Here is a 17759-nt window from a genome sequence, read left to right on the forward strand (position 1 = left end):
CTTGTCTTCGCCCCCGATAGGCCTACTCCTGACGGGGGCCACTGAAGGCCGTGATCCAGCGCTCCAGGTGGGGCAGAAGTTGAAGACTGGCCCGTGGCATGCGCCGTCCGATCCGCGTGATGATGTGGGCGCGTGCCTGGCGAAAGGCGCTGCATTCCACATCACGAGCGATCAATACGCCCTCCTCCAGCTCGCGCGCAGCCGCGAAGGCCGGCAGCAGCGTGATGCACAGCTCCGAGCGTGCGGCCTGCTTGAGCACCTCCATGGAATTGGTCTGCATCACCATGTGGGGACGTACGCCCGCGTCACGAAAGCCGTCATCCATCAGCTGACGCACTCCATGGGTGGGGCCCCACAACGCCATGGGATGCGCTGCCACCTCTTCCAGGGTCAGCGCATGGTTCACCGCCGCCAGCGGATGCTCTGGGGACATCATCGCCACCAGCGGTTGTGGGCTTGAATGCCAGAAGCGCAATTGAGGGTGCACGCGTTCGTGGTACATCAGGCCGATATCCGCCTCATCCTCGACCACACGGTCGATGATGCTCTGCATGCTGCCGGTATTGACCTTGAGGGTGATCCCCGGGTACTGGGATCGGAAGGCACGCAGGGGGATGTTGACGAGATCGCCCACGAAGCCTTCGCCGATGATCAGGCGAATCTCGCCGGTTTCCAGCCGCTGGTAGGCATCCAGACGCTCACCGAAGCTTTGATCCAGCTGCTCGCGCTGCTGAATGTAGTCCAGCAGCATCTCGCCCACTCGTGTCGGCTGTACGCCATCACGGGTTCGCTCGATGAGCGTGGCGGCCATCACCTCTTCCAGCAATCCGATCTGGCGACTGACCGCTGACGGCGCGATATCCAGTCGAGCGGCAGCCTGCCGGATCGACCCCGCTTCAATGGTGACCTGAAAATAGACGAGGCGTTGATGCGGAATATCCATGAGTGAACGCTGCGCAAGAGGTTGAACTGAGGCCAGACATCCCGCATGTCCATGACCCTACGGAGGAACGTCTCGAAGGCCACGACCCGATGCCTTGACGTCGCGGGGACTGGGAAGCACGCTCGAGAAGAGCGCCTGACACGAGAAAGACTCACGTGGATGCAGAGGCCGGCTATCAGCCGCCCGGCGGTCAGCGACTCCTGCCTCACTACGCAACAGCGTACCAGATACATGCCCGAGAAGGCGGAGTGAGTGTCGCCTGCCGTGATATCTTCGCAACCAGATTGTGCCAGACGAGGATATTCCCCTCTCGGCTGACTCTGCCGGCCGACTCTCGGGCGATTCTGAAGCCCGACCTTGATTGCGGTAACATGACCCCACGGCCGCGACAGATTCGATGCGGCTCCCCACGACAAGGAGATAAGCCATGTTGACCATCTCCAGTTCGGTGACACTGGCGGATTGGGAAATCGACCTCACCCAGATTCGTGCTCAGGGCAATGGCGGCCAGAACGTCAACAAGGTGGCGTCAGCCGTCCACCTGCGGTTTGACGTGCAACGCTCCACCCTGCCCTCGTTCTACAAGGAACGCCTGATGCAGTTGTCGGATCAACGCATCAGCAAGGACGGCATCATCATCATCAAGGCCCAGAGCCACCGCACCCTTGAACTCAACAAGGAAGATGCTCTGGCACGCCTCAAGGCGCTGATCCTCGATGCCGTCAAGGTACAGAAGGCACGCCGCGCCACTCGCCCCAGCAAGGGCGCCAAACGGCGGCGGGTCGACAGCAAGACTCGCAAGGGCAAGATCAAGGCGATGCGCGGTAAGGTTCAGGACTGATCCGGCGCCCATGGCGGATCGACACACTCAGCGCTGATCGGCAGGCTCGAGGCTTGATCAGACAGGCTCGGCAACGGGCCTTCCACCTCTCAAGGAAGATGTGACATGCGCACTCTCGCAAGCTCACTGGTATTGGGCGGCCTGCTGGCCGTGGGGATGGTCTGGAGTGGCAGCTATCTCAAGGAAGCGGCACAGGTCTGGGAGGCGTCCAACCGGGTGGTGACGGTCAAGGGCCTGGCAGAGCGGGACGTCAAGGCAGACCTGGCTCTCTGGCCACTGCATTTCAGCGTCAATGCCAACCACCTGTCCGACCTGCACGAAGCGCTGGCTGATGATGAACGCAAGATTCGCGACTTTCTCACCGCACGCGGCTTCCCGTCCGAGCAGATCAGCGTGACGTCACCGCAGGTAACCGACCTGCATGCCAACAGCTACAACGCACAGCGCCCTGACGAGCGCTACCGCGCCGAGGCCACGGTACTGGTGCGCTCGCCCGAGGTGGACCTCGTCAAGCAGAGCGCCTCCCGTACCGGCGAGCTGGTGCGTGAAGGCATTCTGCTGTCGGCGGACTATGCCTACCGCACCGAATTCCTGTTCACGGGGCTTGCCGCTCTCAAGCCGGAGATGATCGCGGCTGCCACCGCGGATGCACGACGTGCCGCGCAACAGTTCGCCGAGGATTCCGGCAGCCAGGTGGGGCATATCAAGCATGCAAGCCAGGGCTACTTCTCGATCTCGGACCTCGACAGCTATACCCCCGATATCAAGCAGGTCAGGGTCGTCACCACCATCGACTACACGCTCAGTCACTGACCTCCCGGCGGGCGGGCACTCGCCCCCGCCGCTCCTTATCGACTTTCATGATTTCCTCGACAGCGGAGCCTGCATGTCCGACACCGTTCTCAGCAAGACCCAGACCAGCTTCTATCGTCGCCTGTTCGTGGCGCATCTCATCGCCCACGAGATCGCCAGCGTGCCGGACATCATCGAGGCCACCGGCATGCCGAGGCGCACCGCCCAAGACACCATCTCGGCACTTGCCGAACTCGAGATTGTCTGTGAATTCCAGCATGCGGAAGGTCAACGTCACAACATTGGTCATTACGTGATTCGGGACTGGGGGCCAATCAATGCCCAATGGGTCGCCGACAATGCCGCACGATTGCAACGGGTGCTGGGCTACGCGTGATTGATCGCCACGCGCGATTCGATGCACTGCTGACGCTGGGCGTCTGGACATGGCCGAGACATTCTGGAGGGAGTTGAGACATGTTGACGGCGGACATCTGGACAAGCGCTCTCGAGCACGCCGTCATCGCCGTGATCATCCAGCTGATGCTCTGGCCAGTCTTCACGCTGTGGTCGTCTGGTGCCATTGCGGTCGCCATCTTTCTGGGCCGGGAAATTGCCCAGCACGAGTACAAGGGGGGTGGCCCCAAGGCAGTCGCCTGGGATCATGGCCTGCTGTACCACTGGAACTGGGACTCCTGCCTGGACGTGGCCCTGCCGCTGGTGTCATGCGTGATCTGCGCGTCACTGGTGCAGGCTGCAAGACATTGGCGCAGGCGCTCTGCCTGAGCCGGAACGGCTGTGTCAGCCCCGCCTCGATACCGCTGCCCCGGCATCGAGTCATCCTGCCTGTACCGCAATTCCCATGTGCACTTCTGAGGCACGCACTCTCAGCCAGAGTACGCCACTAGGGATACCTCGACCTGACGCTTCCTGCGTCGGATCGGGTGCTGCGCACGACTCTTGAGATACTCCGCCAGCGTCTTCGGCTCGCTGCTGGGATGCTGATAGACGTAATCCTCCGTGATGATCGACAGGAATTCGGCACTGCGTGCCCCCGCGACCTCTATCCCCAGCACGAAATCCTGTCCCTGATGTACCTCGAACAGGAAGTTGGGGCTTGCGCCGCACAGGTCCTTGCCACTTAACCATCCCCCAGACTTTCCTTGAGAATGGAACGCTCCAGGTTGAACCGACTCCCCATGTAAATGTTAACCGTTTTCATTCTCACCTCCCTTGAAGGCAAGCCAGTATATACTAGAAATCTAATACTCACAGCATCAAGAAAGCCATGCGAGTATGGCCCTGGCTCCCAGATCGAGCCTTTCTTGATCTTGATCAATAATCGCAATAACTAAGCAATATCAATATGTTGAAACGATATGGGTAAAGGAGTGGTCGACGTGACCTCTCCCCTGCCATTCACGAGAGTGAGGTAATGCAAAGGAAAATGGCGACAATCGGTAACAAGCGACGACGATCAGCGCCTCTAGACATCAAGTGATTGGAGGCCTCTGACGTTAGACAATCGACAATGGACTATCGACAACACGCCATCGCAAATGAGTGCAGGAAAAGCTGACTGGACTTTCGTGACGAGGTCACAGGGGTGACCGGCATGCAGAGATGCCGCATTCGCGGAAGGAACGGCGTGAGAAATACCGCCCAAAAGAAAAGGCCACCCGAATGAACCGGGTGGCCTTTTCTTTTCAATTTTGGTCGGGACGACAGGATTCGAACCTGCGACCTCTGCAACCCCATTGCAGCGCGCTACCAAGCTGCGCCACGTCCCGACTTCGTCCTTGAAAGGCTTCCCCCTCAAGACGAGACGTAATGTACCGCATTGATCTCAAAAAGAAAAGCCCGATATGAACATTTCTTGTCATTCGTCGCGCAAGCGCGTGACCCGCGACCCGTGGCGCTCCGGAAAAGATTGAATTCTCCCATGGGACGAACCATGTTCTAGTCACGACCCCATCAGTACCACTTGATAGGAAGGATGACATGGCGAACGTTCATTTCACTCTCACGACGCACCTGAAGAACGGGCAAACCGTCAGCGGCGACCCGATCAAGGTCAGTGCCAGTAGCACGCCGCAAACGGGCAACACGATACAGAAAGGTGACTGGCCGGCACTGGACGCCCTGTCACCCAACTTCCCCGTCACCGTCACGAAAGTGGAAGAAGATGATGACGGCAACACCCTCGTGGCACTTACCGAGTCGGACAAGCCTGACCCCTCGGACCCGGACAGCTATCGCTATACGCCGTGGAAATAGCCTCGGACAGGCAGCCATAAGAGAAAAGATGCATCGGCCAGCCATTGGCAGTATCGTCCAGACAGCATGAGGACTATCTCATAAAAGCCGAGCCTGTCGCCGGGCCACTGCTGCCCTGCCGCCTATCATCGAGGACAGGCGGCCCCTGAGACGATGGTGAGTCACGCCCCCCGCATAGGCGAGAAACGTTGGGGCACAGTGAAACCGGAAACGGCTTTCCTCGAGTAGGCTGACACTGAACAACGACCAACGTCACATGAGCCTTCATCATCAGCCGATGCCTGAAGCATCAGACTGGCCCAATGACCGTCGAGGTACCATGACTCGTCTTGCAAAAATGGTAGGCACCAGCTGGCGCTGGTTGGTTGGCGAGAATGGCTCCGCACGACAGATTCTGCACCACGGGTTTCTGGTATCCGCCGTCCTGATCGGCCTGTTTTCCGCTGTCTTCAACTATCTGATGGAGCTGACGGTCCCCGCCTACAGCGTGGCGCTTGCCGTCATCAGTCTGATGGTCATGGTGATGTGGTATCGCTCACGTTTCCACGGGGAGTTCAGCCGCATGTCCTGGCTGTTCTGCACGCTGGTGACCTTCGTGATGCTGCCGGGCAACTGGGTCTTCAATCACGGCGCCTCGGGCCCGACGCTGCTGTTCTATCTCATGGCCGCCGCTTACGTGCTGGGGGTTCTCCCGCGGGACCGTCTGCGTCGTGGCGTCATCATCAGCGGCCTGATGCTGATGCCCTGGATTCTGCTGTGGGGGGAGATGGCCAACCCGCAACTGGTCTCCTCCTATGCGAGTACCGCGATGCGCAGCCTGGACATGGGGGTCAGCTATACCCTGGCGTTCGGACTGCTGAGCCTCGTGATCGCCGGTTATGCCAAGCGCATTCGAGAGGAGCGTGATCTGGCTCGCGCCTATGCAAAGAAGCTTGAACGCCTGAGCCGACTGGACAGTCTGACCGGACTCTACAATCACCGCACGATCCATGAACACGCCGAACACCACCTCAGCGAACGCGACATCAGCTGTCTGCTGATCTGTGATCTGGACCACTTCAAGCAGATCAATGATGCCCACGGCCACCCCTACGGCGACCAGGTCCTGGCGCACTTCTCGATGCACATCCAGACGTTGAGCCGAGAATACTCAGGCAAGGCCGGTCGTTATGGGGGAGAGGAATTCATGATCCTGATGCCGGGCAATCTTGCCGTGGCCCGAGAATTCGATCGCCAGTTGCGTGAAAGCTGTGAGGCGTCTCCCCTGGCCCACGGCGTGATCCGCTTCAGTACCGGGGTCAGTGAACGGCGCCATCCGGATACCCTCAGCAGCTGGGTGCAACGCAGCGACGAGGCGCTCTACCACGCCAAGGCCAGCGGCCGTGATCAACTCATCGTCGATCACGACATCAGCATGGTGTGAGGCCAGGTTCTCCGGCAGTCAGACTTGCCTGCGTTGCGAGCCGTTCGACACGATTCGCCCTCTACGATTCGCCCTCTACGAGACAGCCCCCGCAAATCAAGATTTGCGGGGGCTGTCTCGTGGTATCTGACCTGAAGGTTCAGGGGCAGTCAGCCAATGCCGCGAACGGCATGTCCCTCAGCGCTCCCCTTTCAGCCACTCCAGATTGATCTCGTGCTGACCATTGTCATCGGTGATGAAGATGGTGCCCTCGGAGATCATCATGGTCCACTTGATGTTGCGTGGCAGGGATTCGGTGATGGCGCCCAGTGCGCCCTCAGGAACCGCGGCAATGCTCAGATTGGACAGTCCAGCCACTGCCGGCACCACCTTGGTTTCCCAGACGCGCAGGCTACCGTAGGCGAGCAGCGAGGTGCGCTCGGTGCGCCGTGAACACCAGGTCAGGCGCTCGGCATCCGGCTGGCCCACCTCGATCCAGTGCAGCACGCGGCCATCCAGGCTCTTCTCCCACAGCGCCGGTTCATCGACGTCCGACAGACCACGCCCGAATGCGATGTTCTCGCTGTACCACAGCGCATGGCCCAACAGGCGAACACACAGACGCAGCTCGGTTTCAGAGGGGTGACGGGCAACGGTAAAACGCAGGGTCTCGTAGACACCACGATCAAGGTCGGTCAGCGAGAGATCAACCTTGTAAGGCGTGGAAGACAGGGCCATGAAAGTCTCTTATTGAAAAGCGGATGCTCGGCAGGACATCTCCCGCCAGCGACCCACGCAGCCAAGACAAGCCTGTCTGCGTGGCGATGAAAGCGCAGAGTCTACCCTAGCCGGCGCCGCAACGCTTGCGACGAGCGTCAAAGCCCTGACGCTGCATGCCTCACCCCAGCAGACGTGCGACCACGCCATCCGCCGCCGCGAGGTCTTCCAGCGACTCACGCGCAAGGATGAGCTCACGCCCGAGTGCCAGAGCACGGCGCTCGGCACGCGCCCGCACGGCATCATCGTTGATCGACTCAAGCTCCAGCACGTGCGCAAGCCCGATGGTGCGACGAATCAACTCACAGCCCGCATAACCCAACGCATCACGCAGGATACGGCTCAGCAATCGTTCCGCCACCCCGGGTGCCGCGAAGCTAGCATCCGACGTGTGGGCGGCCTGCTCACGATACTCGCGGGCAAAGCTTTCCCAACTGGCGACCGCCTGGGCACGCAACTGCGCCACGTAGTCACGCCTGTCGCCCTCGAGTTCGGTATGCGCGCAGGCTGCCAGCCACAGCGCCGCCAGCCAGCTGCCGATATCGAAGCCCGCCGGACCGAAGAAGCCGAATTCCGGGTCGATGACCTTGGTGCTGTCTTCACGCACGAAGATCGATCCCGCATGCAGGTCGCCATGCAGCAGCGCCTCGGGTGTGGACAGGAAGCGCTGCTTGAGCTCCGCCACTTCCACTTTGAGTGCCGCGTCCTGCCACAGGGCTTCGGCATCGCTGCGCAGCGCCGGATTGATGCTGTTGCGCTCGTGATCGCAGAAAGGGTCCACGAAGAACAGGTCTTCGGTGATCTTGCATTGATCGGGATTGGTGAAGCGTGCGACGCGCGCCTTCTTGTCGTGGGCATCGAGTGCCAGATCACTGCTGCGATAGAGCGTCGTGGCCAGAAAATGCCCCATCTGCTGACCCAGCTGCGGCAGTGACGCACGCTCCAGGAAGGCGTGTCGCAGATTGCGGTGATCGCCGATATCTTCCATCACGATCGCCGAGCGGGCTTGCTCGAAGTGATAGAGCGCCGGCACCAGCTCAGGCGCGCAATCGGCCTCGAACTGCAGCGTCTCGGCCTCGATGCGCACCCGCACCAGCAACAGCGGCCAGCTTTCGCCGATGATGCGCACCCAAGGCAGTCCCTGCTTGACGATCACCGAGGTTGAGCGGTCCGGCGTGCAGACGCGATAGACATAGTTGATGTTGCCATCGCCGATCTCCTCGACCTGAAGCTCACTGGCCATAGTGAAGGCAGGCAACTGATCGCCGACATGCTGGCGTGCGAAGGCAATGACATCGGCGTCATCCCGGAATTGATACTCGATGGAAGGTGCCTGGCTGGCGTGAGGGTCTTGAACGGTCATGGCAGGTCTCAGCGCGGAATCATGAAGCCGCCGTCCTGGGTGCCCTCTCCAATGCATGGCGAGAGAAGCATCCAGGCTCTCAGTTTATTCCAAAAAGAAATAAACAGGCGATCAGTTATAGCGAGAAGATGCCTGTAATGGCCACGAATGACAAGACCTGCCGAGTGAGTTTCGTTCAACTCGGCAGGCGGCAGGTTCATGCAGTGCGCGGGGTCACTGGATCGGGGCCAGCAGATAGGCCGCCCGCGACACCAGCTTGCGCCACATGGGCCGCGCCTCCAGCTCCTCGCAGCTGATCTCGCGACAATGACGGAAGTCCTCCTCGAGCATGGCCTCCACCTCTGCCGCGAACTGGTGATCCGGCACGAAGGCCGTGACCTCGAAGTTCAGACGGAAGGAGCGATTGTCGAGGTTGACCGTCCCGATGGTCGCCGTGTGACTGTCCATCAGCATCACCTTCTGATGCAGAAAGCCCGGCTGATAGCGGAAGACGCGCACGCCCGAGCGAATCATGTCGGAGAGGAACGAGAAGGCCGACAGGAACACCAGCAGATGATCGGGACGTTCGGGGATCATCACCCGCACATCCACGCCTCTCAGCGCTGCCAGCTTCAAGGCATCCTGCACGCCCTGGTCCGGCACGAAATAGGGGCTGGTGATCCAGATGCGGCTGACCGAGGAGTGGATGGCCTGCTGAACCAGCAGACTGGCTGTCTCGCGACGGTCCGCCGGGCCGGAAGGCACGATCACCACGTGCTGACATTCTTCACAGCTGATGCGCGGCTCCCACTCCAGCGACAGCACCTCGCCAGTCGCCCAGTGCCAGTCCTCCCAGAAGGCCTCCTGCAGCCCCATCACGCTGGGTCCTTCCAACTTGAGGTGAGTATCGCGCCAGGCGCCGTAGCGTTCGGAATGGCCCAGATACTCATTGCCCACATTCAGTCCGCCGACAAAGCCCACTCGACCGTCGATGACGGTGATCTTGCGGTGATTGCGGAAGTTGATCTGGAAGCGGTGCCGCCAGCCCCGCGAAGAGTTGAAGGCACTCACCTCGCAGCCGGATTCCAGCAGATCATTGAGGTACCCATCCGGCAGCTTGCGCGAGCCGATCTCGTCATACAGGAAACAGACCCGCACGCCACGTTCGGCACGCTTCATCAGAGCCTGCTTGAGCCGTACACCGAGCTCATCATTCCGCACGATGAAGAACTGGATGAGGATGTAATCCTCGGCCGCCTTGATGGCCGCGAACAGGGCATCGAACGTCTCCTCGCCATTGATCAACAGCTTGGCGCGATTGCCGGTGGTCACCGGCATCATCGCCAGACGTTCGATGGCATCCAGGTGCGTGGGGTTGCCGCCCAGCGGACGCGAGAGCCAGGGGGAGAGTTTGGGACGAAAACGCATCAAGACGCGTCGCATCGTCGAGTCACGCTCCTCGCGGGCACTGACATAGCCATAGAAACGGGGACGCCCGAATACCCAGTAAAGCGGCAGGGCGACGTAGGGGAAGGTCAGCAGACACAGAATCCAGGCAATCGCACCCTGTGAGGTACGACTGGACATCAGGGCCATGACGGCGGTCATCGCACCCAGAATGTGACTGCTCAACAGCAGAAAGCCAAGTAACCAGGCGGTCATTGCAGCTCCATTGCAGGCGTCAGGGTCGCCAGATTATGCCACAGCTGCGCTGGCAACGATGCCTCGGCGTGGCAGAGTCCAGATGCGCAGAACCCCGCCGATGTCATGACACGGGCGGGGTTCCTGGCTCATGCCCTCACGGACATGACGTGCACATCACGCAGACGGCCTTCAGGCGCGGCTGGCGATGATTTCCTTCCACTTGGCCGGGCCGGTCTGGTGCACGGAGACACCTGCACTATCGACCGCCACGGTGACCGGCATGTCCTCGACCTCGAATTCGTAGATCGCTTCCATCCCCAGGTCTTCAAACGCCAGCACGCGGGACTTCTTGATCGCCTGGGCGACCAGGTAGGCGGCGCCGCCGACCGCCATCAGGTAGCTGGACTTGTTGTCACGGATGGCGTCGATCGCGGTCGGGCCACGCTCGGCCTTGCCGACCATGCCCAACAGGCCGGTCTCTTCCAGCAGCGTACGCGTGAACTTGTCCATGCGGGTCGCGGTGGTCGGGCCAGCCGGACCGACGACTTCGTCACGGATCGGATCGACCGGGCCGACGTAGTAGATGAAGCGACCTTTCAGATCCACCGGCAGCTGCTCACCCCGTGCCAGCATCTCGGTCATGCGCTTGTGGGCCGCATCACGGCCGGTCAGCAGCTTGCCGTTGAGCAGCAGGGTGTCGCCCGGCTGCCAGCTCTGCACTTCCTCGGGCGTCACTGTGTCGAGGTTGACGCGCTTGACGCTGTCGCCCGCTTCACGGGTGATTTCCGGCCAGTCCTCGAGCTTGGGTGCCGGCAGCTCTGCCGCGCCGCTGCCATCCAGAGTGAAGTGCACGTGACGGGTCGCCGCGCAGTTCGGGATGATCGCCACCGGCTTGTTGGCCGCGTGGGTCGGGTAATCCATGACCTTGATGTCGAGCACGGTGGTCAGACCGCCGAGGCCCTGTGCGCCGACACCCGTCGCGTTGACCTTCTCGAACAGCTCGAGACGGATCTCTTCGGCGCGGTTGGAGGCACCACGCTTCTGCAGTTCCTGGATATCGATCGGCTCGAGCAGGGATTCCTTGGCCAGCTGCATCGCCTTCTCGGCGGTACCGCCGATGCCGATGCCCAGCATGCCGGGCGGACACCAGCCAGCGCCCATCTTCGGAATCTGTTCCAGCACCCAGTCGACCACGGAGTCGGAGGGGTTGAGCATCGCGAACTTGGACTTGGCTTCGCTGCCGCCGCCCTTGGCCGCGACGTGGATCTCGACGGTATCCCCCGGCACCAGCTTGTGGTGGATGATGGCCGGCGTGTTGTCCTTGGTGTTGGCACGCTTGCCGTCCGGGTCTGCCAGCACGGAGGCGCGCAGCACGTTGTCCGGCAGCAGATAGGCGCGGCGGACGCCTTCGTTGACCATGTCATCCAGGCTCATCTCGGCCTCGAAACGCACGTTCATGCCGACATGGACGAAAACGGTGACGATACCGGTGTCCTGACAGATGGGACGATGACCCAGGGCACACATCCGGGAGTTGATCAGAATCTGCGCGATGGCATCCTTGGCGGCCGGATTCTCTTCACGCTCGTACGCCGCGTTCATGGCGTCGATGAAGTCCTTCGGATGGTAGTAGGAGATGTACTGCAGCGCGTCGGCGACGCTCTGGATCAGGTCATCCTGGCGGATCACGGTCATCAGGATCGGCTCCTCAAGGGCAAGCGATGGAAAAGACAGGCACACTGGCGCCCAGGGCGTCAGGCCGATTACTGTTGTCAGGGACAGAAATCGCGCCACCATGGGCCGGGCGCCGGGTCAGGTGGCCGGGATTATACCTCAAGCGAGCACGCGGCGGCAGAGCGAATCCTGCAACCCGCATGTCAGGACATCCCAGCCCATCCAGCGCAAATGACGGGCGTGGAGACTGCCATCATGCCCCGCGCGATGACCCCCGATTCACTGCCACCTCTTCACTGCCACTTCCCCTCACGAGCGACTCATGACATCAGGCTTCAATGCGTTTCGCCCTCTCACCTGCTTGACGATAGCCTCGCTGACGCTGCTGTCGGGCTGCATGCAGCATTCCCGGTCGGACACTGACGAGGCCTCGGGGAGCTATCAGCGGATGGAGGCCAGCACCGAGAGTCAAAGCAATTCTCGCGTGCGCCACCTGGTACTGCATTACACCGATGATGATCTCACAGGCTCTCTGATCAGCCTCACCGGCGCTGACGTCAGCGCGCATTACCTGCTCTCGGCACCTGCAGATGGCGAAGCGCTTCCCCGCGTTTACCCGCTGGTGTCAGAGAACCGCCGCGCCTGGCACGCCGGCATCAGCCAGTGGGGTGAACGCGGCCACCTCAACGACACCTCCATCGGCATCGAGATGGTCAATGCCGGGCCCGAGGCGCTCACGCCCCTGGCACCCGGGCAGACGGAGACCCGAGCTTCCGGCGTGGCAAGGCGCTGGTCCCCTGATCGCCACTTCGCGGCCTGGAATGAACAGCAGATCGCGGCCTTGATCGCGCTGGCCTCCCCCATTGTGCGCCGCCATGACATCAAGGCGGTGGATGTCGTCGGACACTCCGACATCGCCCCGGACCGCAAGACCGACCCGGGCCCGCGCTTCCCCTGGCGCCGTCTGCATGAAGCCGGCATCGGGGCCTGGCCACGGGATGCCGACGTCAGCTGTTTTCGACGACAGATGGCCAGCGATGGACTGCCCGCGGAGAAGACCTTGATCGCGGCACTCGCCCACTATGGTTATCCAGTGGAGGCCGAGCGGCCCTGGATGGCGATCGCCGCGTTCCAGGCGCACTTTCGCCCCGGGGCCATCAGTGGCCAGTTTGATGCGGAAAGCGCCGCGATCCTGCTGGCCCTCAACATGCGCTATCGCCAATCGACGCCCTGTCAGGCCCGGTGAACCGGGGAATTTCCGTCATCCAATCGTCATTCATCTGTCACATTGCTGCCGCAGCATCGACACCACCCCTGACACTTGGAGCGGTGTTGCATGGCACTTTGCCAACGGCCGTCTACTCTGGGTACAGACATGACCAGAGAGGGTCATGGATCCACACGCTTGCGACTGGCGAGGAGACGCCGGAATCCCCATTCCAATGAGGTTCATCATGGCTGATAACATTCTCAGTGCAGTACCTGATACGGCAGCAGACATGACAACACCCGCCATATCCCCCGGCGCGCTCGGATTCGTCGTCTGTGATGACAAGCGCATCTATGGGGCAGGCATGAGCGAAGAGGACTGCCTCGACAACGCCCTCGAGTGCCTGTGTGGCTACTGTGAACGCAGCGCGCTCAAGAAGATGCTGGAACTGTGTCAATCCGGTGTGCGCTATCCGCTGCGCCAGCTTCCCGCCAGCCAGGCCTGCGTCAGCAATTGCCAGGTCTCCGGCCCTACCGATCATTATCGTATCCATGACGGCGTCGCCTATGCTCCGGAAGAATTCGTGACACCTCTCTCGGCGTAAGCCATTCACGCCACTTTTACCCGCCCCCTGGCTCGCACCCTGCATCGCGTCCTCAAGAAAGCGCCCCTGCCACCGAAAGTTCAGTGACAGGGGCGCGTTCTGTTGCATTGCCTTCCTCCGGTGAGACGCGACAGCGAATCACGTGCCAGACCTCTCAGCCGCCAAGATAGGCGCGGCGGACCTCGTCATTGGCCAGCAGCGCCTTGCCGCTGTCCGCCAGCACCACGCGACCGTGTTCCAGCACATAACCGCGATCGGCGATCGACAGGGCGCGATGCGCATTCTGCTCCACCAGGAAGATGGTGGTGCCCTGCTCGCGCAGCTGCTCGACGATCTCGAAGATCTGCCCGATCACGATGGGTGCCAGCCCCAGCGATGGCTCATCGAGCAACAGCAGCCGCGGCCGACTCATCAGGGCACGCCCGATAGCCAGCATCTGCTGCTCGCCACCGGACATGGTGCCGCCGCGCTGATGAAAGCGCTCCTTGAGGCGCGGGAAGAGCCCCAGCACATGCTCGATGCTGCGTTCGTTCTCCTCCTTGCTCTGGTAATAGCCGCCCATGGCGAGATTCTCCTCCACCGTCATGCCGGTGAAGATGCGGCGACCTTCGGGCACCACCGACAGCCCACCGCGCATCACGCGCGCCGTGGGTGTGCCGGTGATCTCCTCGCCCTCGAACCACACCCGCCCGCTGGTCGGACGCGGATCGCCACAGATTGACATTAAAAGCGTCGTCTTGCCGGCGCCGTTAGCACCGATCAACGTCACGATCTCGCCCTGCCCTACAGCCAGCGAAACATCATTGAGCGCCTGCACCGGCCCGTAATGTGTCGTCAGATGCTCGAGCGCCAGCATGGCATCCTGCGGCGCGAGTGCCTCGCTGGCAGGCACGGTCTCTGGCATGACTGCATCAACATGCTCACTCATGCTCATTCCTCCCCCAGATAGGCCTTGATCACGGCATCGTTGAGTCGAATGTCATCCGGGCAGCCATCCGCCAGCGGCTGACCCTGATTGACCACGTAGATGTGATCCGAGATTCCCATCACCAGACTCATGTCGTGCTCGATCAACAGCACCGAGATGCCCTCATCGCGGGTCAGGCTGACGATCAGATCATCGAGATCCCGGGTCTCGTTGGGGTTGAGGCCGGCCGCCGGCTCATCCAGCATCAGCAGCCGTGGCCTGGCCACCATGCATCGCGCGATCTCGAGTCGCCGCTGCTGCCCATAGGCCAGATTGCCGGCCTCGCGATTGGCGAATTCGAGCAGACCGACACGCTCCAGCCAGTCACCGGCATGCTGCATCAGCGCCTTTTCACTGCGACGATAGCCCGGCGTCTTGAACAGGCCCTTGAGGAGATTGCGTTCGGCGTGCATGTGCTGCGCCACCAGCAGGTTCTCGATGACCGTCATCTCCTTGAACAGCCGCACGTTCTGGAAGGTGCGTACCATGCCAGCCTGGGCGATCCGGTACCCCGGCAGGCGATGCATGGCGCGATTCTGGAAATACACCTCGCCGCCGGTGGGCTGATAGAAGCCGGAAATGCAGTTGAAGACGGTGGTCTTGCCCGCACCATTCGGCCCGATGACCGACACCACCTCGCCCGGATGTACCTGAAGCGTCACGCCGTCCACGGCCTTGAGGCCACCGAACTGCATGGTGAGATCACGTACATCCAGCAGCGGTGCCCGGCCCTCGGCGCGCGCCTGGCGGTGTGAGGAAGCGGCTGGCGCCTCATTGTCGAATGCTTGCTTGTCATGTGCGTCAGCCACGGTCGAGCTCCATCTGCGGTCGTTTGAGCGGCACCAGGCCTTGAGGACGCCACACCATCATCAGCACCATCATCAGCCCGAACAGCAACATGCGATATTCATTGAACTCACGGGCCAGCTCCGGCAACAGCGTCATGGCGATCGCCGCCAGGATGACGCCCAGCTGCGAGCCCATTCCGCCCAGCACCACGATGGCGAGAATGATCGCCGACTCGATGAAGGTGAATGACTCGGGACTGATGAAGCCCTGACGCGCGGCGAAGAAGGCACCGGCGAAGCCCGCGAAACTCGCCCCGATCGTGAAGGCCGAGAGCTTGATGCCGGTGGGATTCATGCCCAGTGAACGGCAGGCGATGTCATCCTCGCGCAGCGCCTCCCACGCCCGCCCGATGGGCATGCGCAGCAGCCGATAGATCACGAACAGCGTGATCAGCACCAGGATCAAGGCCAGCAGGTACAGATAGATGACCTTGAAGGCCGGGTCGTAGTCGATGCCGAAGAACTCATGGAAGGCGATGTTGCCCTCATCGGCTCGCCGCGAGAACTCGAGATTGAAGAAGGTCGGCTTGGGTATGCGCGCGATGCCATTCGGGCCGCCGGTCAGCTCCGTCCAGTTGTTGAGCAGGATACGGATGATCTCGCCGAAGCCCAGCGTCACGATGGCCAGGTAGTCACCCCGCAGCCGCAGCACGGGGAAGCCGAGCAGATAGCCGAACAGCGCCGTCATCAACCCCGCGATGGGCAGCGCTTCCCAGAAGCTGAAGCCCAGGTAGCTATTGAGCAGTGCGTAGGTATAGGCACCGACCGCATAGAAGCCCACGTAACCGAGATCCAACAGTCCCGCGAGACCCACCACCACGTTTAGCCCCAGGCCCAGCATGATGTAGATCAGCGTCAGGGTCGCGAGATCCACCGCCGAGCGGTTGGACAGAAACGGGAAGATCAGCAGCGCACCGATGGCCAGCATGATCCACAGCTGACGCTTCTGACCGCTCATCACGTCGGGGACGCGGAAACGTGATGGCTTGCGGGTACGCGCACGCCATTCCTCGATCTGTGGACGCACCAGCTGGTGCAGGAAGACGGCCAGTGACGCGGCCAGCAACCAGCCCCAGGTGTCCATGCCCATCAAGCGCACCGTGGTGGTGATACCGGTGGACTCGAGCTGAACCCCCAGTACCGAGCCACCCAGCACGAGAGTCAACACGGCGGCCGCAAGTGCCGACCACCAGGGACGACGATAGGAGGGCTGTGGCGGAATCGTCTCGGCGGGCGAGGTGCCCGCTGTCTTCAGAGTCTGTTTCGCAAGCTTGGGCATCAGATTTTCTCCACTTCGGGCTTGCCGAGAATCCCGGAGGGACGGAACAGCAGAATCAGGATCAGCAGTCCGAAGGCCACCACGTCCTTGTATTCCGTGGACAGATAGCCGCCGGTCAGCGCCTCCGCGACGCCCAGCAGCAGGCCACCCAGCATCGCGCCGGGGATACTGCCGATACCGCCGAGCACCGCCGCCGTGAACGCCTTGAGCCCGGCCAGGAAGCCGATGTAGGGATTGACCACGCCGTAGTACATGCCGAGCAGCAGTCCCGCCACAGCGGCAAGCGCCGCCCCGATCACGAAGGTCATCGAGATGATCATGTCGGTATTGATGCCCAGCAGACGCGCCATGCCGGCATCCTGGGAGCAGGCACGACAGGCACGCCCCAGGCGCGAGCGCGAGATGAAGGACGACAGCAGCAGCATGCACACCAGCGTGACGCTGAAGATGATCACCTGCATGTAGGACAGATTGACCGCGAAGCTTTCCAGCCCGAACTCCCAGCCGCCCGGAATCAGGCTGGAGATCGCCATGTCCCGCGAGCCCTGGGCCAGACGCATGTAATTCTGCAGGAAGATCGACATGCCGATCGCCGAGATCAGCGCGATCAGACGCTTGGAGCCTCGCACCGGGCGATAGGCCACCCGCTCCACGGCGAAACCGTAGGCACAGGACACCAGCACCGCCACCAGCAAGGCGGCCGCCATCAGAAAGAAGGGGTTGGCGATGCCCAGCATGCCCAGCGCCGCGATGACGATGAAGGTCACGTAGGTGCCGATCATGTAGATCTCGCCGTGGGCGAAATTGATCATGCCGATGATGCCGTAGACCATCGTGTAGCCGATGGCGATCAAGGCATAGGTACTGCCGATGGTCAGGCCATTGATGACCTGCTGCAGGAAGTAGAGGATGTCTTCCATTGAAACGACCCTTGGCCGCGACAGTGTTCGGCTTGTGGCCGGAGACTGTCAGGGAAATGCCGCATGCGCGACGACGACGGGAAGGCACGGCGATGTTGCATCGCCATGAACTCGACCGAACGGAGAGGCCCGCCATGCCAAGCGGCATGACGGGACAGCGTGTCGGCATTGATCCGCCGAGCCTCATGACAGGTCACGAGGCCGCAGCGAGTGCTGATATCAGCCGCTGATCAATGTAC

At 61.6% G+C, this 17759-nt stretch carries 18 protein-coding genes and 1 tRNA gene; 8 read left to right on the plus strand and 11 right to left on the minus strand.

The window, feature by feature from the left end; translation table 11 throughout:
- Positions 1–22: 22 nt before the first annotated feature.
- A complete protein-coding gene (locus tag ACZYGA_RS08175) occupies positions 23–943 on the minus strand; it encodes a LysR family transcriptional regulator (RefSeq protein WP_479398847.1) in 921 nt (306 codons plus the stop codon).
- Between the two features lie 427 nt (positions 944–1370).
- Between ACZYGA_RS08175 and arfB the strand changes: the two genes are divergently transcribed.
- The 4 genes from arfB (at position 1371) to ACZYGA_RS08195 (ending at position 3362) form a co-directional block, all read left to right on the plus strand.
- A complete protein-coding gene (gene arfB / locus ACZYGA_RS08180; RefSeq protein ID WP_077375950.1) occupies positions 1371–1784 on the plus strand; it encodes an alternative ribosome rescue aminoacyl-tRNA hydrolase ArfB in 414 nt (137 codons plus the stop codon).
- Between the two features lie 105 nt (positions 1785–1889).
- Entirely contained in the window at positions 1890–2597 is a 708-nt protein-coding gene (locus ACZYGA_RS08185) for an SIMPL domain-containing protein (protein ID WP_176494013.1), read from the plus strand.
- A gap of 73 nt (positions 2598–2670) precedes the next feature.
- Positions 2671–2973 (plus strand): winged helix-turn-helix domain-containing protein, encoded by a 303-nt coding sequence (locus tag ACZYGA_RS08190; RefSeq protein ID WP_077375943.1) that lies wholly within the window; start codon positions 2671–2673, stop codon positions 2971–2973.
- An 80-nt stretch (positions 2974–3053) separates the two neighbouring features.
- A complete protein-coding gene (locus ACZYGA_RS08195; RefSeq protein WP_404627069.1) occupies positions 3054–3362 on the plus strand; it encodes a hypothetical protein in 309 nt (102 codons plus the stop codon).
- A 101-nt stretch (positions 3363–3463) separates the two neighbouring features.
- Here ACZYGA_RS08195 and ACZYGA_RS08200 read toward each other — a convergent pair whose 3' ends face one another.
- Positions 3464–3652, minus strand: coding sequence for a hypothetical protein (locus tag ACZYGA_RS08200; RefSeq protein ID WP_479398848.1), 189 nt, complete (start codon positions 3650–3652; stop codon positions 3464–3466).
- A 637-nt stretch (positions 3653–4289) separates the two neighbouring features.
- Positions 4290–4366: transfer RNA gene (locus ACZYGA_RS08205), tRNA-Pro, on the minus strand.
- Between the two features lie 211 nt (positions 4367–4577).
- Here ACZYGA_RS08205 and ACZYGA_RS08210 point away from each other — a divergent pair.
- Together ACZYGA_RS08210 and ACZYGA_RS08215 are read left to right on the plus strand one after the other, a co-directional pair.
- Positions 4578–4853, plus strand: coding sequence for a hypothetical protein (locus ACZYGA_RS08210; RefSeq protein ID WP_084208554.1), 276 nt, complete (start codon positions 4578–4580; stop codon positions 4851–4853).
- A gap of 319 nt (positions 4854–5172) precedes the next feature.
- The gene (locus ACZYGA_RS08215) at positions 5173–6276 is read left to right on the plus strand and encodes a GGDEF domain-containing protein (protein ID WP_479398849.1); all 1104 of its coding nucleotides are present in this window, start codon (positions 5173–5175) and stop codon (positions 6274–6276) included.
- A 177-nt stretch (positions 6277–6453) separates the two neighbouring features.
- Here the strand turns inward: ACZYGA_RS08215 and ACZYGA_RS08220 are convergent, their stop codons facing one another.
- The 4 genes from ACZYGA_RS08220 to ACZYGA_RS08235 form a co-directional block, all read right to left on the minus strand.
- Positions 6454–6993 carry a YaeQ family protein gene (locus tag ACZYGA_RS08220; protein WP_479398850.1) on the minus strand — a complete coding sequence of 180 codons (540 nt, stop codon included), beginning with the start codon at positions 6991–6993 and terminating at the stop codon, positions 6454–6456.
- 160 nt (positions 6994–7153) lie between these two features.
- The gene (mtnK, locus tag ACZYGA_RS08225; RefSeq protein ID WP_479398851.1) at positions 7154–8395 is read right to left on the minus strand and encodes an S-methyl-5-thioribose kinase; all 1242 of its coding nucleotides are present in this window, start codon (positions 8393–8395) and stop codon (positions 7154–7156) included.
- A 213-nt stretch (positions 8396–8608) separates the two neighbouring features.
- Positions 8609–10036, minus strand: coding sequence for a cardiolipin synthase (gene cls / locus ACZYGA_RS08230; RefSeq protein WP_077375918.1), 1428 nt, complete (start codon positions 10034–10036; stop codon positions 8609–8611).
- Between the two features lie 171 nt (positions 10037–10207).
- Positions 10208–11713: a fumarate hydratase gene (locus ACZYGA_RS08235; RefSeq protein WP_077375915.1), complete on the minus strand. Its 1506-nt coding sequence runs from the start codon at positions 11711–11713 to the stop codon at positions 10208–10210.
- Positions 11714–12014: 301 nt separating this feature from the next.
- Between ACZYGA_RS08235 and ACZYGA_RS08240 the strand changes: the two genes are divergently transcribed.
- Entirely contained in the window at positions 12015–12938 is a 924-nt protein-coding gene (locus tag ACZYGA_RS08240) for an N-acetylmuramoyl-L-alanine amidase (protein ID WP_404627078.1), read from the plus strand.
- Positions 12939–13191: 253 nt separating this feature from the next.
- The gene (locus ACZYGA_RS08245) at positions 13192–13506 is read left to right on the plus strand and encodes a hypothetical protein (protein ID WP_479398852.1); all 315 of its coding nucleotides are present in this window, start codon (positions 13192–13194) and stop codon (positions 13504–13506) included.
- 154 nt (positions 13507–13660) lie between these two features.
- Here ACZYGA_RS08245 and ACZYGA_RS08250 read toward each other — a convergent pair whose 3' ends face one another.
- From ACZYGA_RS08250 to livH, 4 genes are all read right to left on the minus strand, one after another.
- Entirely contained in the window at positions 13661–14362 is a 702-nt protein-coding gene (locus ACZYGA_RS08250; RefSeq protein ID WP_084209692.1) for an ABC transporter ATP-binding protein, read from the minus strand.
- A 74-nt stretch (positions 14363–14436) separates the two neighbouring features.
- On the minus strand, positions 14437–15192 hold the full coding sequence (gene livG / locus ACZYGA_RS08255) for a high-affinity branched-chain amino acid ABC transporter ATP-binding protein LivG (RefSeq protein ID WP_479398905.1): 756 nt from the start codon (positions 15190–15192) through the stop codon (positions 14437–14439).
- A gap of 82 nt (positions 15193–15274) precedes the next feature.
- Positions 15275–16600 carry a high-affinity branched-chain amino acid ABC transporter permease LivM gene (locus ACZYGA_RS08260; RefSeq protein ID WP_077375907.1) on the minus strand — a complete coding sequence of 442 codons (1326 nt, stop codon included), beginning with the start codon at positions 16598–16600 and terminating at the stop codon, positions 15275–15277.
- A complete protein-coding gene (gene livH, locus ACZYGA_RS08265; RefSeq protein WP_043336883.1) occupies positions 16600–17520 on the minus strand; it encodes a high-affinity branched-chain amino acid ABC transporter permease LivH in 921 nt (306 codons plus the stop codon). The genes ACZYGA_RS08260 and livH overlap by 1 nt, the downstream gene beginning before the upstream one ends.
- Positions 17521–17759: the final 239 nt, after the last annotated feature.

The sequence above is a fragment of the Cobetia sp. BL01 genome (assembly GCF_056493605.1).

Coding starts and splice junctions, on each gene's coding strand:
- ACZYGA_RS08175 (WP_479398847.1), bottom strand. CDS start 943: ATGGATATTCCGCATCAACGCCTCGTCTATTTTCAGGTCACCATTGAA.
- arfB (WP_077375950.1), top strand. CDS start 1,371: ATGTTGACCATCTCCAGTTCGGTGACACTGGCGGATTGGGAAATCGAC.
- ACZYGA_RS08185 (WP_176494013.1), top strand. CDS start 1,890: ATGCGCACTCTCGCAAGCTCACTGGTATTGGGCGGCCTGCTGGCCGTG.
- ACZYGA_RS08190 (WP_077375943.1), top strand. CDS start 2,671: ATGTCCGACACCGTTCTCAGCAAGACCCAGACCAGCTTCTATCGTCGC.
- ACZYGA_RS08195 (WP_404627069.1), top strand. CDS start 3,054: ATGTTGACGGCGGACATCTGGACAAGCGCTCTCGAGCACGCCGTCATC.
- ACZYGA_RS08210 (WP_084208554.1), top strand. CDS start 4,578: ATGGCGAACGTTCATTTCACTCTCACGACGCACCTGAAGAACGGGCAA.
- ACZYGA_RS08215 (WP_479398849.1), top strand. CDS start 5,173: ATGACTCGTCTTGCAAAAATGGTAGGCACCAGCTGGCGCTGGTTGGTT.
- ACZYGA_RS08220 (WP_479398850.1), bottom strand. CDS start 6,993: ATGGCCCTGTCTTCCACGCCTTACAAGGTTGATCTCTCGCTGACCGAC.
- mtnK (WP_479398851.1), bottom strand. CDS start 8,395: ATGACCGTTCAAGACCCTCACGCCAGCCAGGCACCTTCCATCGAGTAT.
- cls (WP_077375918.1), bottom strand. CDS start 10,036: ATGACCGCCTGGTTACTTGGCTTTCTGCTGTTGAGCAGTCACATTCTG.
- ACZYGA_RS08235 (WP_077375915.1), bottom strand. CDS start 11,713: ATGACCGTGATCCGCCAGGATGACCTGATCCAGAGCGTCGCCGACGCG.
- ACZYGA_RS08240 (WP_404627078.1), top strand. CDS start 12,015: ATGACATCAGGCTTCAATGCGTTTCGCCCTCTCACCTGCTTGACGATA.
- ACZYGA_RS08245 (WP_479398852.1), top strand. CDS start 13,192: ATGACAACACCCGCCATATCCCCCGGCGCGCTCGGATTCGTCGTCTGT.
- ACZYGA_RS08250 (WP_084209692.1), bottom strand. CDS start 14,362: ATGCTGGCGCTCGAGCATCTGACGACACATTACGGGCCGGTGCAGGCG.
- ACZYGA_RS08260 (WP_077375907.1), bottom strand. CDS start 16,600: ATGCCCAAGCTTGCGAAACAGACTCTGAAGACAGCGGGCACCTCGCCC.
- livH (WP_043336883.1), bottom strand. CDS start 17,520: ATGGAAGACATCCTCTACTTCCTGCAGCAGGTCATCAATGGCCTGACC.